Origin of the sequence: Frigoribacterium sp. PhB118 (genome assembly GCF_003751725.1) — a bacterium.
In the GTDB taxonomy this organism is placed as follows: domain Bacteria; phylum Actinomycetota; class Actinomycetes; order Actinomycetales; family Microbacteriaceae; genus Frigoribacterium.
In genome coordinates this window covers 320,756-335,161 of record NZ_RKID01000002.1, presented here as the reverse complement: position 1 = coordinate 335,161, position 14,406 = coordinate 320,756, and the positions used below count along the sequence as shown (strand labels likewise).

At 70.7% G+C, this 14,406-nt stretch carries 17 protein-coding genes and 1 pseudogene; 11 read left to right on the top strand and 7 right to left on the bottom strand.

Annotated elements, in window-relative coordinates; all coding sequences use genetic code 11:
• Window positions 1–34: 34 nt before the first annotated feature.
• Window positions 35–595: a hypothetical protein gene (locus EDF21_RS08670; protein ID WP_123571072.1), complete on the bottom strand. Its 561-nt coding sequence runs from the start codon at window positions 593–595 to the stop codon at window positions 35–37.
• Window positions 596–688: 93 nt separating this feature from the next.
• Between EDF21_RS08670 and EDF21_RS08665 the strand changes: the two genes are divergently transcribed.
• The 3 genes from EDF21_RS08665 to EDF21_RS08655 all read left to right on the top strand — a co-directional run bounded on the left by EDF21_RS08665 (window position 689) and on the right by EDF21_RS08655 (window position 2,768).
• The gene (locus EDF21_RS08665) at window positions 689–904 is read left to right on the top strand and encodes a hypothetical protein (RefSeq protein WP_123571071.1); all 216 of its coding nucleotides are present in this window, start codon (window positions 689–691) and stop codon (window positions 902–904) included.
• A 74-nt stretch (window positions 905–978) separates the two neighbouring features.
• Window positions 979–2,034: a zinc-binding dehydrogenase gene (locus EDF21_RS08660; RefSeq protein WP_123571070.1), complete on the top strand. Its 1,056-nt coding sequence runs from the start codon at window positions 979–981 to the stop codon at window positions 2,032–2,034.
• Window positions 2,035–2,117: 83 nt separating this feature from the next.
• Window positions 2,118–2,768 (top strand): hypothetical protein, encoded by a 651-nt coding sequence (locus tag EDF21_RS08655; RefSeq protein WP_123571069.1) that lies wholly within the window; start codon window positions 2,118–2,120, stop codon window positions 2,766–2,768.
• 59 nt (window positions 2,769–2,827) lie between these two features.
• On the opposite strand, the gene EDF21_RS08650 is transcribed toward EDF21_RS08655, so the two are convergent.
• Window positions 2,828–3,259 carry a hypothetical protein gene (locus tag EDF21_RS08650; protein WP_123571068.1) on the bottom strand — a complete coding sequence of 144 codons (432 nt, stop codon included), beginning with the start codon at window positions 3,257–3,259 and terminating at the stop codon, window positions 2,828–2,830.
• A gap of 148 nt (window positions 3,260–3,407) precedes the next feature.
• Here EDF21_RS08650 and EDF21_RS08645 point away from each other — a divergent pair, with 148 nt between their 5' ends.
• Both EDF21_RS08645 and EDF21_RS08640 read left to right on the top strand, forming a co-directional pair.
• On the top strand, window positions 3,408–3,698 hold the full coding sequence (locus tag EDF21_RS08645) for a hypothetical protein (protein WP_123571067.1): 291 nt from the start codon (window positions 3,408–3,410) through the stop codon (window positions 3,696–3,698).
• 251 nt (window positions 3,699–3,949) lie between these two features.
• On the top strand, window positions 3,950–4,960 hold the full coding sequence (locus EDF21_RS08640; RefSeq protein WP_123571066.1) for a DUF2510 domain-containing protein: 1,011 nt from the start codon (window positions 3,950–3,952) through the stop codon (window positions 4,958–4,960).
• Between the two features lie 55 nt (window positions 4,961–5,015).
• Here the strand turns inward: EDF21_RS08640 and EDF21_RS08635 are convergent, their stop codons facing one another.
• Both EDF21_RS08635 and EDF21_RS08630 read right to left on the bottom strand, forming a co-directional pair.
• On the bottom strand, window positions 5,016–5,327 hold the full coding sequence (locus tag EDF21_RS08635; RefSeq protein ID WP_123571065.1) for a Dabb family protein: 312 nt from the start codon (window positions 5,325–5,327) through the stop codon (window positions 5,016–5,018).
• 158 nt (window positions 5,328–5,485) lie between these two features.
• A pseudogene (locus tag EDF21_RS08630) lies at window positions 5,486–5,707 on the bottom strand (phosphogluconate dehydrogenase C-terminal domain-containing protein); the annotation flags it as partial.
• Window positions 5,708–5,897: 190 nt separating this feature from the next.
• Here EDF21_RS08630 and EDF21_RS08625 point away from each other — a divergent pair.
• A complete protein-coding gene (locus EDF21_RS08625) occupies window positions 5,898–6,326 on the top strand; it encodes a FadR/GntR family transcriptional regulator (protein ID WP_233568447.1) in 429 nt (142 codons plus the stop codon).
• Between the two features lie 142 nt (window positions 6,327–6,468).
• On the opposite strand, the gene aqpZ is transcribed toward EDF21_RS08625, so the two are convergent.
• Window positions 6,469–7,251 carry an aquaporin Z gene (gene aqpZ, locus EDF21_RS08620; RefSeq protein WP_123571064.1) on the bottom strand — a complete coding sequence of 261 codons (783 nt, stop codon included), beginning with the start codon at window positions 7,249–7,251 and terminating at the stop codon, window positions 6,469–6,471.
• Between the two features lie 135 nt (window positions 7,252–7,386).
• A complete protein-coding gene (locus EDF21_RS08615; RefSeq protein WP_123571063.1) occupies window positions 7,387–7,785 on the bottom strand; it encodes a phage holin family protein in 399 nt (132 codons plus the stop codon).
• A 255-nt stretch (window positions 7,786–8,040) separates the two neighbouring features.
• Between EDF21_RS08615 and EDF21_RS08610 the strand changes: the two genes are divergently transcribed.
• The gene (locus tag EDF21_RS08610; RefSeq protein ID WP_123571062.1) at window positions 8,041–8,565 is read left to right on the top strand and encodes a hypothetical protein; all 525 of its coding nucleotides are present in this window, start codon (window positions 8,041–8,043) and stop codon (window positions 8,563–8,565) included.
• A 52-nt stretch (window positions 8,566–8,617) separates the two neighbouring features.
• Here the strand turns inward: EDF21_RS08610 and EDF21_RS08605 are convergent, their stop codons facing one another.
• Window positions 8,618–9,277, bottom strand: a complete 660-nt coding sequence (locus EDF21_RS08605) for a hypothetical protein (protein WP_123571061.1) — start codon at window positions 9,275–9,277, stop codon at window positions 8,618–8,620.
• A gap of 169 nt (window positions 9,278–9,446) precedes the next feature.
• On the opposite strand from EDF21_RS08605, the gene EDF21_RS08600 reads away from it, so the two are divergent.
• The 4 genes from EDF21_RS08600 to EDF21_RS08585 are packed head-to-tail and all read left to right on the top strand — an operon-like array spanning window position 9,447 to window position 14,355.
• Complete coding sequence (locus EDF21_RS08600) at window positions 9,447–10,895, top strand: sugar porter family MFS transporter (RefSeq protein WP_082460110.1); 1,449 nt, start codon at window positions 9,447–9,449, stop codon at window positions 10,893–10,895.
• Between the two features lie 40 nt (window positions 10,896–10,935).
• Window positions 10,936–11,910 carry a 5-dehydro-2-deoxygluconokinase gene (gene iolC / locus EDF21_RS08595; RefSeq protein WP_123571060.1) on the top strand — a complete coding sequence of 325 codons (975 nt, stop codon included), beginning with the start codon at window positions 10,936–10,938 and terminating at the stop codon, window positions 11,908–11,910.
• Window positions 11,903–12,826 (top strand): deoxyribose-phosphate aldolase, encoded by a 924-nt coding sequence (locus EDF21_RS08590; protein ID WP_123571059.1) that lies wholly within the window; start codon window positions 11,903–11,905, stop codon window positions 12,824–12,826. The genes iolC and EDF21_RS08590 overlap by 8 nt, the downstream gene beginning before the upstream one ends.
• Entirely contained in the window at window positions 12,823–14,355 is a 1,533-nt protein-coding gene (locus EDF21_RS08585) for a CoA-acylating methylmalonate-semialdehyde dehydrogenase (RefSeq protein WP_123571058.1), read from the top strand. Before EDF21_RS08590 ends, EDF21_RS08585 begins: the two co-directional genes overlap by 4 nt.
• Window positions 14,356–14,406 lie beyond the last annotated feature (51 nt).

The following is a 14,406-nucleotide window of genomic DNA, read 5'->3' as shown; positions in this document are numbered from 1 at the left end:
TTGAACAGGTGAGAGAAGGTTTTGCGCAAGCAGCTCAGCTTACTCGCCATTCGAACAACGGGGTCGCCGCGCTGACGAAGGCAGGCTCGGGCGTGAAGACCAACACCTCACCATCGATCGTCCAGGTGCCCTCACCGGGCACCACCACGGCGGCGGCGTCGACACCGGAGTGGTCTACGAGACGGAGGGTGGCGGGGGAGACCGGCACCGCGCCTCCGTCATTTTCTGTGACCGTGAGACGCTGGGGGATGCCCTGCTCGCCGGTCGAGGTGTCGGGCCTCGCGACCTCGGTCACCGAGGGCGTCAGGGTGGAGGCGGCGGTCGCTCCGGCCGCGTCGGTCATGACGTAGGGCACCGGCGTCGCCGTTCCCGTGAAGGCGGGCTCGGGCGTGAAGAGCACGGTGCCGGCGGTGCGGTCGCGCTCGTAGCGTCCTTCACCGGGGACCACGACGCCCGTGCCGTCAGCGTCCACCGTCGCCCCGGCGGGCGCCTTGAGGCGGGTGGCCGCGGGGTCGAGCGGCACGAGCGCGTCACCCGCGGTGGCCACGACGGCCAGGGTCTGCGCGTCATTAGATGCGTGACATGTCGGCGTGATCTACGGTAGGCGTAGCTCGTGCTGGGCGGGCTCTGATCAGAGGAGAGATGCCGATGTTCGAGAACGAATTGCGCCGGGTCGAGTGAGCAGGCCGTGTCACGCTACGAATTGCAGTGGGCGGTCGTCCTGAACTGCTCCGTCATCGCTCTCTTCGCCGGTGTCCACGCCGTCGATCCCGAGGGGTCGGTCTTCTGGGGGCTCCTCTTCGTCGGCCTCATGATCGGGCAGATCGTCCAGGCGACACGGCCTGAACGTCACGCGAAAGCCGCGCAGCCCGAGGTGGACGAGATGTCCGAGAGCAGCGAGTGAGCGCCACGAGAAAACAGGCCGTGCTCGCTCTCTAGGCTGAGCAACACCTGTCGCCCACGTCTACCCTGGTGGGCATGACCAATCTGCCCGCCCGCACCCGTTTCGCCACCGTCGACGCCGAGCGCTCGGTCGCCTTCGCCGAGACTGACCTCGAGGCTCCGGGGGAGTCGCAGGTCGTCGTGCGCATCCGGTACACGGGCGTCTGCGCGACGGACACGCACGGGTGGGCGTCCGGCGGGCTCATCCCGGCCGCGGTGTTCGGCCACGAGTGGACCGGCACCGTCGTCGCGGCCGGCAGCCGGGTCACGACCGTCGCCGTGGGGGACCGCGTCGTCGCCAGCGTCGGCCCGCCCTGCGGCACCTGCGCCATGTGCCGCGCCGGACACCCCGACCACTGCGACACCGCCTTCGCCGAGGCCAACGGCATCTCGCCCGACGCCCCCACCCACGGAGCCTTCGCCCAGCACGTCGCCGTCCACGAACGCCGCGTCCAGCGCGCCCTCGACGGCCTCACCGACGAACAGCTCGGCCTCGTCGAACCCACCGCCGTCACCTTCCACGCCGTCCGCCGCGCGAGCCAGCGCCTCGGCGACGTCGTCGTGGTCCAGGGCGCCGGCCCCATCGGCCTGCTCACCGCCCAGCACGCCCGCCACGCCGGTGCCGGAGCCGTCATCATCGTCGAACCCATGGAGGCGCGGCGCGAGACCGCCCGCCGCCTCGGCTTCACCGACGTCCACGCTCCCGGCGATGCCTTCCGCGCCCGCGTCCTCGAGTTGACCGACGGACTCGGCGCGGACGTCCTCTACGAGTGCACCGGCGCCTCCTCGCTGTTCCAGTCGAGCGCCGAGCTGGTCCGGCGCGGCGGCACGCTCGCCCTGCTCGGCTACCCGATGACCACCTCGGAGGTCTCGTACGGCGACTGGCAGAGCCGCGAACTGACCGTCGTCGGCAGCCTCGCCTACACGCACTCCGACTTCGTCGGCGCCATGCGGGCACTGGCCGACGGCTCGGTCGAGGCCGGGCCTCTGATCACGGGGACGGTCGGGCTGGATGAGCTGCCGGGGTTGCTCGTGGAGCTCGACAGCGGCGAGACGCAGCACGCGAAGGTGCTGGTCGCGCCGAACGGGTGAGCCGGGGGTGCGGCCGCCGGGCCCCACGTGCTGCGGGCACTGGGATGATGAGGCCGACTCCCTAGACGTGAGGAAAGCACGAGATGACCGAGCCTGCCGTTCCCTCCCACGAGGTCTCGAATCCGGAGGAGTCGGATGAACTCGCGCCCCCGTCGACGCTTCTCTCCGAGACCACGTTGCGACTCATCACGCCGCTGACCCTTCAGGCCGGACTTCGCCTCATCGGCGTCGTGTGGAACGTCAGCGACAAGGAAGTCGCCGACGGCGCTGGCCTCTATTGCTGGGTGCATGGTGCGCGCGAGGGAGATCCGTTGCGATCAGGCGTGCTCTACATCGGCATCGCCGAGGGTGAAGGTGGGCTGAAGACGAGAACCACCAACGAGGAGAGTTGGCGAGGGGGAGACCACGCGCACGGCATCGCGCTCGAGCGCACGCACGCCGCGGTCGTCGCAGGCAGCGTCAAGACTGACGTCGACGTCGATCTCGGCTGGGTGGACGACCTGATCTCGGACGGTCGACTCTCCCCGACGGCGCGCCCGTTCGTGGATGAATGGCGAGAGGAAAGGGCGTTGAAAGAGGTCGAGGAAGTCGCCATCCGCCTCGCCATCCATCTGGGCGACACCGGTGCTCCCGTCAATTCGTTCCACGCCGGCGCCTGGCGAAACGATCGCCCCGCCGACTGGGTGGCCTTCGCCATCGCGCGCGAGCTCACTCGTCGGCACGGGGGTGGCTGAGGCCATCCACCCTGCGGGACCGCAGGAGGCGCTGGTCGCGTGACCCGCGCCTCCTCGGTTCACTGCTGGTCGGGCACGCAGGCGTAGTCGTCGCCGAAGGCCTCGGTGACGCGGCGGATGGCTTCGGGGGTGCCCCACTGCTCGACGTGCTCGCAGGCGTGGTCCGCCCGGGACGCGTACATGCCGAAGGCCCCGACGTCGACGTAGCCGTAGTCGTAGCGATCCGAGGGGCGTCCGCCGGCGCCGGGCTCGTCGGGCAGGTCGATGACGAAGCCGTCGGGGAAGCGCAGCTCGACCCCGTGCGGTGCGCAGGCCGGCAGCGTCTCCGTCGTGAGGTCGGCCACGATCACCGGCTCGTACGTCGTGCAGTACGGGAGGCGCGCGTCGGACCCCGACAGCACGAGCGGCACGTCCGGGTCGGCCCGCACCGCGAGCACCAGCAGCACCGACACCACGAGCAGCGCGGTCACGATGCCGGCCAGGACCTTCATGAGGTGAACCTACCGCCGGATCGACGTCGTGCGATCACGGGCGGAGCGGTGTTCCTGGGCATCACGTCAATCGACTGGCATCGACCGGCGCGAGCGTCCTAGCGTTTTCCCGACCGATCAGAACCGAGATGAAGGAGCAGTGCTTCTCATGACGAACTGGCTCCGCGCCCTCGCCCCGCTCGCCCTGACCACGATCGCCCTGGTCGTCTTCTTCACGGCCGACCGCACCGTCGGGATGCTCCTGGTCGTGGCCGCCCTCGCCTCGGCGTTCCTCGTCGGAAAGAGCGTCCTCGGCCGCCCGTCCCGGCGCCCCGAGCGTGACGTCGACCCTGCCGAGGTCCGCGCCTATCGCGAAGCCCACCCCGGCAGCACCATCAGTGATGCCGTCAGGGCCGGAGGTGTACCTACCGCCGGATCGACGTCGTGCGATCGCCAGTGATGAAGCACCCTCAAGAGGCGCAGGTCACCCAGTTCTGACGGGCGCGAACGGGGGGCTGCGAGGATTATTCGCTTTCCGCTATGGTAACGCGAGCAGGCAGTGGTGAAGCGGTCGAGGAACTCCCGATCGCCGACTCCTGACCTTCTGGTGCAGTCATCCCCGCTCGGACTCCACCAGGCTCCGCGACGATCCCTCGACGGACGTCCGACGTAGCTGCACGCCCCTGTCGACCCGACCCGAAAGATAGACACTTGCCTCACGAGACGCCCGCCGGGTGGTACCCGGCACCGCACGCCAACAACGAGCCGCGTTACTGGGATGGACAGCGGTGGCACGACGCAGCCCCCATGGTCGCCGAGGTGCCGTCGATGCCCGCCCCGGGTCCCGACGCCATGCAGGTTCCGCCCGCCCAGCCGGGTCCTGACGGGCAGCAGGCTTCGCCCGCCCAGCCGAACGGCGTTGCGCCCGGGGCTCGGTCCAGGAAGCTGGCTCTCGGAGCCCTCTTCGTGGGAATCGCCGCGTTCCTCACGGGCCTCGTCCCTGTGCTCGGCCTGTTGCTGGCACTCGGCGGCGTCGCTCTGGGCATCTCTGCTCTCGTCAAGAAGCAGCAGAAGAACGCCGCCATCACGGGCCTTGCCCTCGGTAGTGTCGCCCTGCTCACGGGCATCATCGCGACGTCCGCCGCTCTGGCAGGCCCCGGCACGACGGCGACCGAAGCAAGCGCGATCGAGACCGCCGAGGCCACGACCGAGGTCAGCGAACCTGCCGAGCCGACGCAGGAAGCGCCCGCGCCCGAGGCCTCCGAGCCCGAGCCGGCGGCGAGTGCGGCACCGGCCGCCACCGGCACGATCGAGAACCCGGCACCCCAGCCCTACGTCGCCAAGGGGTTCCTCGGGGGCGAGAAGTACAGCCTGACCGCGAAGATCGTGGACGCGAACGCCGGCGCACTCGTCGCGCAGTGGAACATGTTCAACGAGGAAGCCCCCGCGGGCTTCAAGTACGTCGTCGCAGAACTCGCCATGACGGGAATCGACCCGGATGGCGTCGAGCCTTCGCTGGCGTCGTACGACCTCTCGCTGGCGACGCCTGAGGGCAACCGATACGACAGCGAATACATCATCTTCGGCGACGGGATGCCGTCGATGAGTGATGGGCCGAAGCTCTATCCCGGCTCGGCCTTCACGGGTTACACGGCCTACATCGTGCCCGAGGCCGCTCAGTCGTTCGTCCTCTACGACAACGGCGAGTACATCGCGTTCTAGCCGCGAACGCGGCAAACGCAGGAGGCGCGGGTCACTCGACCCGCGCCTCCGGGCGCTACGCCGCGACGTCGAAGACGACGACCCGGGCGGACGCGTCGCCGAGGTAGCTCGCCACCGGCTGGTGGGAGGGGTGCGGCAGGTAGCCGTCGCGCGCCGCGGCGTCACGGAACCGCACCACGAGCATCCAGTCGAGGCCGGCCTCGAGCTCCTCGGGGCTGACGCTGCCGCCACTCGACACCGACAGCACGCCGTCGATGCCGGTCAGGTGCTCGGTCGACAGCCGTGACGCCTGCTCGGCCACGTCGGCCGGGGCCCCCTCGGCCCACTCCACCAACACCACGTGCACGATCTCGTCCGTGTCGGCCATCCGCGCATCCCATCGTCGTCGCCGCTCGCCGCGGCAGGTCACCCGATCCTGACACGGGCGTCGTCCCGGCGGTCGGCCCGGGCGACCACCGCACCACGCGAGAACGCAGGAGGCGCGGGTCACGCGACCCGCGCCTCCTGCGTTCCCGTCGTCGCGGCCTAGCGGCGGACGGCGTCGATCTTCAGCATGCGCGCGATGACCGAGTCGAGCTGGCTGTCGTCGAAGATCTTCCTCCAGTCGTCGCGGACGATCGACTCGCGGCCGTAGTCCATGGCGATGTGGCAGGCGTCGCTGAACGGGTTCGAGCCGCGCAGGCCGTTCGTCAGCGCGATCCAGGTGTGGCCGTAGAGCATGGCGCGGGCGGCCTCGTAGGGGACCCCGACGCCCCCGGGTCGCGCCTCCCCCCCCGAGCGGCAGCTCGCCGAACGCCTCGGCGTCGGGCGGTCGGCCGTCCGCGAGGCCCTGGCCGCCCTCGAGATCCTCGGCATCGTCACGGTGCGTCCGGGCTCGGGCACCTACCTGCGCGACCAGACCTCGGAGTTGCTGCCGACCACCCTCAGCTGGGGTCTCATGCTGAACGCGGCACGCACGCGCGAGCTCATCGAGGTCCGGGGCGGGCTCGAGATCCAGGCCGCCGCCTACGCCGCCGAGCGGGCCACCGACGCCGACGTCGACGCCCTGCGGGGGTACATCGAGGTGATGGCCGACTCGCTCGAGGACCTCGACGCGTTCCTCCAGGCCGACATCCGGTTCCACCTGCAGATCGCCGTCAGCGCCGACAACGTCGTGCTCAAGGACCTCCTGCAGAGCACCCGGTCGCTGCTGCGCCTCTGGGTCGAACGCGGGCTCACCGAGAAGGACCAGGCCGAGGCCGCGTACCGCGAACACCGGGCCGTCTTCCGCGCGATCGAGGCACGCGATCCCGACGCCGCGCTCGCCGCGATGCGCGACCACATGGCCGCCGCCGCCGACCGGGTCCGGAGCGCTACGGTCGTCTAGGTCGTCGCCCCCGACGGGCGGGGCGACGTCGTCGTCGCCTCCGCTCGAGCGTCGGTCGGCACCGGCGTCACCGTGCGAGAACGCAGGAGGCGCGGGTCACGCGACCTGCGCCTCCTGCGTTCCCAGCCGCTCGGGTCGCCCGTCAGGCGCGACGGCGCAGGACGCGGTGGGCCAGGCCCGCCAGGGCGCCGCCGACCAGGGGTGCCACGAAGAAGACCCAGACCTGGGCCAGGGCGTCGGGGCCGCCGTAGAGGGCGGCCGCCAGCGAGCGGGCAGGGTTCACCGACGTGTTGCTCACCGGGATGCTGATCAGGTGGATCAGCGTCAGGGTCAGGCCGATCGCCAAGGGTGCCAGGGCCTTGTACTCACCCTTGGCGGTTACCGACAGGATCACGCCGACGAACACGGCCGTCAGCACCATCTCGGTGACGAGGACGGCTCCGAGGCCGAAACCGCCGGGCGACGACGCGCCGAAGCCGTTCGAGGCGAAGCCCGAGTCCCGGGCCGCGGCGAAGTAGCCGGCGGGGCCGTCTGCGGCGACGAGCGCCACGACGCTGGCTCCGGCGGCCGCTCCGACGAGCTGCGCGACGACGTAGCCGGGCACGCTCGACCACGGGGTCCGACGGGCCAAGGCGAAGCCGACCGTCACGGCCGGGTTGAAGTGGCCGCCCGAGATGTGGCCGACGGCGTAGATGCCGGCCATCACGCTCAGGCCGAACGCCAGGGCCACGCCGAGGAAGCCGACCCCGAGCGCGTTGCCGTCGTCCGGGAACGACGACGCGAACACGGCCGTGCCCACGCCTCCGACGACGAGGAGGAAGGCCCCGAACGCCTCGGAGGCGTACCGCGCGAGGGGCGCGTAGGTCTCGGCGTGCTGCGTGCGCTGTTCTTTCGTGGACCGGCTGGCGGGTGTGGTGCGAGGCATGGGGGACTCCCTGGTGTCGGGTTGGGTCGGGTCAGGACGGGGTCGGGTGGGGCCGGGCCGGGACGGGTCGGGTGGGGCCGGGTCGGGCCGGGTTGGGTCGGGTTGGGACGGGGCCCGGTTCGGAGGGGCCGGCGGCTAGTCGGACGACGAGGTGAGGTTCTTCACCGTGTCGACCGGGACCGGCGGGACGCCCCGCTTGACGCCCTTCAGGCCGACGGCGACGAGCACCGCGGTGACGATGGCGAAGGCCGCGAACGTGATGAGCGCGGCGGCCCAGAGGGGCAGGGCCAGGGCCAGCAGGGCGACGGCGGTGCCGGCCAGGAGTATCACGGTCACGATCGCCAGGACGGCCCCGACGGCGAGAAACACGACGCCCGATCGCGCGTCCCGAGCCCGACCGGCGACCTCGTCGCGGGCTGACCTCAGTTCGGCGCGCACGGCCTTGATGATGGGCTCGATCGCCCGGCTGCCGAGCTGGTCGCGGAACCTGCCGGCGAAGCCCGAGTCGGCCTGCTTGTCGTCGTCTGCGCTCATGGTGGTCGTCCTTCTCTCGGCGCGGCCACTCGTCGGTGGCCGGGGATCGCGGTGCCGCGGTGCGGACGCGCTGTGTCTCGGTGACACACCATTCGGACGCGAGCGGCAGCCCACCCGTCATCGACCTCCAGCGAGCTTGCAGACTCGGGTCGACGGGCACTCGCGAAGCGGCCAGGCGGGGGACAGAGCGGGCCCGTCCGGCGGACGGCGTCGGGCGGCGGGCGGCGTGCGTCCGGCGTGCGGCAAGATGGCCTGGTGGCTCGACGCGAACCTCCCGTCATCCGCATCGTCGCGTCGACCAGCGCCGCGGTGCGCCAGGCCGACGGGCCCGACCGACTCGCGCGCACCGACGCCGCCGTCGGCCGGCTGCGCGAGGGGGGACGCTCCCGCGAGGACGCCCTCTACCTGCTGTCGTCCTACTGGACCGGCGAGCACGGCCGACAGCTGCCGAGCCCGCGCACGCTGATGATCACCCTCGTGGTGACGCTGGTCGTCTGCATCGGTGCGGTCGTCGCCTTCGGCTCGACCGGCATCGCCTGGATCGCCGCCGTCTTCTTCGGCGGGGGACTGCTCGTGCGGGGGATCGTCGAGCTGTGGCGTCTCCACCGCAACTGGTACGGCTCGCGCGAGCGGCGCACCGCCGTCCGCTCCCTCGTGGGCGTCGCCCTCGACGTCGTCGGCGTCTACCGCGACGGCTACCGCCTCCCCCGGGAGGCGCGCGCGGCCGACCGGCGCCAGGCCCGGTTCACGAGGTCGAGGCCGTCACCACGACGACGGTGACCGGGCGGCCCCGTGGTCGTCGCCCGGGTCGGCCAGGCGCCGACCGGCGTCGTCAGTCGACCAGGATGCGGAGGGCTTCGACGAGCGCGCGGTTGCCGGCGCGGAGAGCCGCGACCTCGGCCTCGAGGGCGGTGAGGCGGCTGTCGGCGGGTGCGGCGGGTGCGGGTGTGGGTGCGGGCACGGATGCCGGCTCGGGCTGAGGGCCGGGTTGGCTCTCGAGCGTCGGCTCGGGCTCGGGCTCGGCGGCAGGATCGGACGCCGCCCAGGGGTCCTGCTCGGGTTCGGCCTCCGGCTCAGGCTGCGGGTCGGGCTGCAGGTCGGCCTCCGGGTCGGACGCGGCCTCGGTCTGCGGAACGGCCTCGGCCTGCGGCACGGACCCTGTCTGTGCGTCGGACTCGGGCTCGCTCGCGGGCTCCGGACGTGCCGCGGGCTGCGGAGCGTCGATCGCTTCGTCGTCCTCGGGGGACTCGACCCGCGCCTCCTTGGTGGTCTTGACGACCTGCGAGAACTTGGGGCGGGGCTTGCGCTTCGGCTTGGCGGACTCGGGCGAGGCCTCGTCGACCCAGTCGCTGAGGGTCTGCCGCGGGACGTTGAACTCCTCCGCGACGACGGTGAGGACGTTGCGGTCGGTGGGGTTCGTCATCCGCCGCTGCAGCACGCGGGCCGTCGCGGCCTCTCGTGTCTCGTCGTCGTACCACTCGTCGAAAGGCATGCTCCGAGTCTAGGGACGCGCGAGTCCCTCTCCCGTCCGACTCGAGGGGGTGGTCCACGCATGACCGATTGACAGGACATACGGACATGGTTAGCCTCGTCCTGTCGCCGTTGCAGGGCGACGACCCGCACCGACGCGGGAAGCTGTAACCACAACCAATGGAGGAATCGTGGTCACCGACACATCGGGCAGTTCGCCCCGAGTAGCTCTTCCCGCCCTGGTCTCGGGCCCGCACACCAAGCGTCTCGGCACCGTCGCGGTCATCGCCACCTTCGGTGGCCTGCTCTTCGGGTACGACACGGGCGTGATCAACGGCGCGCTCGACTCGATGGAGGAGAGCCTCGGGCTCACGCCGGCCAGTGAGGGCATCATGGTCTCGGCCATCCTCATCGGGGCTGCGGTCGGGGCGTTCTTCATCGGGCGCATCTCGGACGCCTTCGGGCGGAAGCCGACCATCAACACCCTGGCCATCCTGTTCTTCTTCGCCGCGCTCGCCTGCGTGCTCGCCCCCACGTGGGAGTTCCTCACCGGGGCGCGGTTCTTCCTCGGCATCGCGGTCGGCGGGGCCTCGGTCACCGTTCCGGTGTTCCTCGCCGAACTCGCCCCCACCGAGCAACGCGGCGGACTCGTCAGTCGCAACGAGCTCATGATCGTCTCGGGGCAGCTCGCCGCCTTCACCATCAACGCCGTCATCGGCAGCGTCTGGGGCGAGCACGACAACGTGTGGCGCTACATGCTCTCCGTCGCGGTGCTGCCCGCCATCGCCCTCTTCATCGGCATGTTCCGTGTCCCCGAGAGCCCTCGCTGGCTCATCGCCAAGGGCCGCGACGACGACGCGCTCGCCGTGCTCAAGCAGATCCGTGCCGACGACCGCGCGGTGGCCGAGATGGCCGAGGTGCGCCTCCTGGCCGACGAGGAGAAAGAGGCCAAGAGCGCCCGCCTCGCCGACCTCATCGCCGAGCCCTGGCTCCGCAAGATCCTGTTCATCGGCATCGGCCTGGCCGTCGCTCAGCAGCTGACCGGCATCAACTCGATCATGTACTACGGCACCCAGGTGCTGCAGCAGTCCGGTTTCTCGCAGAGCGGGGCCCTGATCGCCAACGTCGGGGCAGGCGTCATCGCCGTCGTCGCGATGCTCGTCGCCCTGCGCATCATCAACAAGGTCGGACGGCGCACCATGCTCATGGCCGGCTTCGCCGGCGTCACGATCTTCCACCTGCTGATCGGCCTGTCGTCGCTGCTGATCCCCGAGGGGCTCGGCCGCGCGATCGTCGTCCTGATCTTCGTCATCGGCTTCGTCGGGACCATGCAGGGCACCATCGGCCCTCTCGTCTGGCTGATGCTCAGCGAGATCTTCCCCCTCAAGCTGCGCGGCGTCGGGATGGGGCTCACGGTGCTCATCCTCTGGTTGACCAACTTCGCCGTCAGCCTGCTCTTCCCGATCCTCGTCGCCGGCATCGGCATCTCGACGACGTTCTTCATCTTCGCCGTGCTCAACGCCGGGTCGTTCCTCTTCGCCGTGAAGAAGGTGCCCGAGACGAACGGGCGGTCGCTCGAGCAGCTCGAAGAGGACTTCAGCACCGGTGCCATCTACGTCGTGAAGAACGGCAAGAAGTGACCGCGACCGCACGCCACGCTCCCGAGAGGACGACCACGTCATGACCGACCACACCGACAACGACACCGCTCCGTACGACGTCCTCACCATGGGCCGCGTGGGCGTCGACATCTACCCGCAGCAGTCCGGCGTCCCGCTCGAAGAGGTCGAGACCTTCAGCAAATCCGTCGGCGGCAGCGCGACCAACGTCGCCATCGCCGCCGCCCGTCACGGCCGGCGGTCCGCGGTGGTCACCCGCACCGGCGACGATCCCTTCGGTCGCTACATCGTCCGAGAGCTCGAGCGGCTCGGCGTCTCGACCCGGCTCGTCTCGACCGTCGACGGGCTCAACACCCCCGTCACGTTCTGCGAGATCTTCCCGCCCGACGACTTCCCGCTGTACTTCTACCGGCAGCCGAAGGCACCCGACCTCATGATCACCGCGGGCTCGCTCGACCTCGCCGCCGTCGAGAAGGCCACGGTCTTCTGGGCCACGGTCACCGGCCTCAGCGAAGAACCGAGCAGACAGGCGCATCACGTGGCCTGGCAGGCCCGGGGTCGTCGGCCCCTGACCATCCTCGACCTGGACTACCGACCCATGTTCTGGAAGAGCCCGGAGGTCGCCACCCGAGAGGTCGGGCGCGCTCTCGAGCACGTCACCGTCGCCGTCGGCAACCGCGAAGAGTGCGAGATCGCCGTCGGCGAGACCGAGCCCGAGCGGGCGGCCGACGCCCTCCTCGACCGGGGCGTCGAACTCGCCGTCGTCAAGCAGGGCCCCAAGGGCGTCCTCGCCAAGACGCGTGACGAGCGGATCGAGGTGCCGGCGCACCTCGTCCAGGTCATCAACGGCCTGGGGTCGGGCGACGGGTTCGGTGGTGCCCTCTGCCACGGCCTGATCGAGGGGTGGTCGCTCGATCGCACCCTGCGTTTCGCCAACGCGGCCGGCGGCATCGTCGCCACCCGGTTCGAGTGCTCCACCGCCATGCCCACCACCGCCGAGGTCGAGGCCGTCCTCCAGGAGGCGCACCATGTCTGATCGCACCGCCCCGGTCCTCGACTTCGAGCGCCTCCGAACCCTGCGGGCCGCCGAGCCGCACCGGGTGGCCGAGATCCTCGCCGCCCGGACGCGACCCGCACCGCTGGGTGCGGACGGACGCCTCTTCATCGTCGCGGCGGACCACCCCGCCCGGGGTGCCCTCGGCGTCCGAGGCGACTCGAGCGCCATGGCCGACCGGTACGACCTCCTCCGTCGCCTGGTCGTCGCCCTCGGCCGACCCGGCGTCGACGGGGTGCTCGGCACTCCCGACATCCTCGAGGACCTCGCCCTGCTCGGCGCGCTCGACGGCAAGGTCGTCGTCGGCAGCATGAACCGCGGTGGTCTCCAGGGCGCCACGTTCGAGCTGGACGACCGGTTCACCGCGTACTCGGCCGCGTCGATCGCCGACTCCCGGTTCGACTTCGCCAAGCTGCTCGTGCGCGTCGCCCTCGACGACCCCGGCACGGCCTCCACGCTGGCCGCGACGGCACGCGCGGTGACCGAGTCGGCCAGGCTGCGCCTCCCGATCATGCTCGAGCCCTTCATGAGTTCGTGGGTCGACGGACGGGTGACGAACGACCTGACGGCCGACGCCGTCATCAAGTCGGTCGCCATCGCGTCGGGCCTCGGCGAATCCTCCGCCTACAGCTGGCTCAAGCTGCCCGTCGTCGACGACATGGAACGCGTCATGGCGGCGACGACCCTGCCCACCCTGCTGCTGGGCGGTGACCCCGCCGTCGACCCGGCCGACACCTACGCCCGCTGGGCCGCGGCCCTCGCGCTCCCGGGCGTCCGTGGGCTCGTCGTCGGGCGCACCCTGCTCTACCCGAGCGACGACGACGTCGCCGCAGCCGTGGACCACGCGGCCGGGCTCGTCCACCCACCCTCGACCACGAACGGATCGGCAGAACGATGACCAGCACCACCAGCACGCACACCGGCACCACCGCCACCGATCGGCCCCTGGTCGCGCACTGGATCGACAACGTCGAGGTGCCCGGCACGAGCGGCCGCACCGCGCCCGTCTACGACCCGGCCCTCGGCGTCGCGACGAAGGACGTCTCGCTCGCCGACGCCTCCGAGATCGAGGCCGCCGTCGCCTCGGCCCACCGCGCGTTCCCCGCCTGGCGCGACCTCTCGATCACGAAGCGTCAGCAGATCATGTTCCGTTTCCGTGAGCTGCTCAACGAGCGCAAGGGCGAGCTCGCCGAGATCCTCACGAGCGAGCACGGCAAGGTGTTGAGCGACGCCCTCGGCGAGATCACCCGCGGCCTCGAGGTCGTCGAGCTGGCGACCGGGTTCCCCCACCTGATCAAGGGCGAGTTCTCGCAGCAGGTGTCCACCGGGGTCGACGTCTACTCGACCAAGGCGCCGCTCGGCGTGGTCGGCATCATCAGCCCCTTCAACTTCCCGGCCATGGTGCCGATGTGGTTCTTCCCGATCGCCATCGCCGTCGGCAACACCGTCGTGCTGAAGCCGTCCGAGAAAGACCCGTCGAGCGCCATGTTCCTCGCCCGCCTCTTCGCCGAGGCCGGCCTGCCCGAGGGAGTCTTCAACGTCCTCCACGGCGACAAGGAGGCCGTCGACGGTCTGCTCGAGCACCCCGACGTCAAGAGCATCTCGTTCGTCGGGTCGACGCCCATCGCCCAGTACATCTACGAGACCGCCGCCAAGCACGGCAAGCGCGTCCAGGCCCTCGGCGGAGCCAAGAACCACATGCTCGTCCTGCCCGACGCCGACCTCGACCTCGTCGCCGACAGTGCGATCAACGCCGGGTTCGGCTCGGCCGGTGAGCGCTGCATGGCCATCAGCGTGGTGGTCGCGGTCGAACCCGTGGCCGACGAGCTGATCGAGAAGATCACCTCGCGCATGGCCGGCCTCACCGTCGGAGACGGTCGCCGCAGCTGCGACATGGGTCCCCTCGTCACCGAACAGCACCGTGACAAGGTCGCGAGCTACATCGACATCGCCCTCGACGACGGAGCCGACGTCGTCGTCGACGGTCGGGGCGTCGAGGTCGACGGCGAGGCCGAGGGCTTCTGGCTCGGACCCACCCTGATCGACAAGGTGCCGCTCACGAGCCGCGTCTACACCGAAGAGATCTTCGGGCCGGTGCTGTCGATCGTGCGCGTCGCGTCCTACGACGAGGGCGTCGCCCTCATCAACGCCGGTGCCTACGGCAACGGAACGGCGATCTTCACCAACGACGGAGGCGCGGCGCGGCGTTTCCAGGCCGAGATCGAGGTCGGGATGATCGGCATCAACGTGCCCATCCCGGTGCCCGTCGCCTACTACTCGTTCGGCGGCTTCAAGGACAGCATTTTCGGTTCGGACAAGGCCTACGGCCTGCAGGGCTTCGAGTTCTTCACCCGCGAGAAGGCGATCACGTCCCGGTGGCTCGACCCCAGCCACGGCGGCGTCGACCTGGGCTTCCCCCAGAACTGACGGCACGCCCGATCTGTCCCCAGGCAGTACCCCGCGGCCCCCGGGCCGCTC

Bases quoted from the DNA above. Each gene is read 5' to 3' on its own strand.
- EDF21_RS08585 (WP_123571058.1), top strand. From the start codon at position 12,823: ATGACCAGCACCACCAGCACGCACACCGGCACCACCGCCACCGATCGG.
- EDF21_RS08590 (WP_123571059.1), top strand. From the start codon at position 11,903: ATGTCTGATCGCACCGCCCCGGTCCTCGACTTCGAGCGCCTCCGAACC.
- EDF21_RS08615 (WP_123571063.1), bottom strand. From the start codon at position 7,785: ATGAGCGCAGACGACGACAAGCAGGCCGACTCGGGCTTCGCCGGCAGG.
- EDF21_RS08650 (WP_123571068.1), bottom strand. From the start codon at position 3,259: ATGAAGGTCCTGGCCGGCATCGTGACCGCGCTGCTCGTGGTGTCGGTG.
- EDF21_RS08625 (WP_233568447.1), top strand. From the start codon at position 5,898: ATGCTGAACGCGGCACGCACGCGCGAGCTCATCGAGGTCCGGGGCGGG.
- iolC (WP_123571060.1), top strand. From the start codon at position 10,936: ATGACCGACCACACCGACAACGACACCGCTCCGTACGACGTCCTCACC.
- EDF21_RS08645 (WP_123571067.1), top strand. From the start codon at position 3,408: ATGACGAACTGGCTCCGCGCCCTCGCCCCGCTCGCCCTGACCACGATC.
- aqpZ (WP_123571064.1), bottom strand. From the start codon at position 7,251: ATGCCTCGCACCACACCCGCCAGCCGGTCCACGAAAGAACAGCGCACG.
- EDF21_RS08660 (WP_123571070.1), top strand. From the start codon at position 979: ATGACCAATCTGCCCGCCCGCACCCGTTTCGCCACCGTCGACGCCGAG.
- EDF21_RS08655 (WP_123571069.1), top strand. From the start codon at position 2,118: ATGACCGAGCCTGCCGTTCCCTCCCACGAGGTCTCGAATCCGGAGGAG.
- EDF21_RS08635 (WP_123571065.1), bottom strand. From the start codon at position 5,327: ATGGCCGACACGGACGAGATCGTGCACGTGGTGTTGGTGGAGTGGGCC.
- EDF21_RS08605 (WP_123571061.1), bottom strand. From the start codon at position 9,277: ATGCCTTTCGACGAGTGGTACGACGACGAGACACGAGAGGCCGCGACG.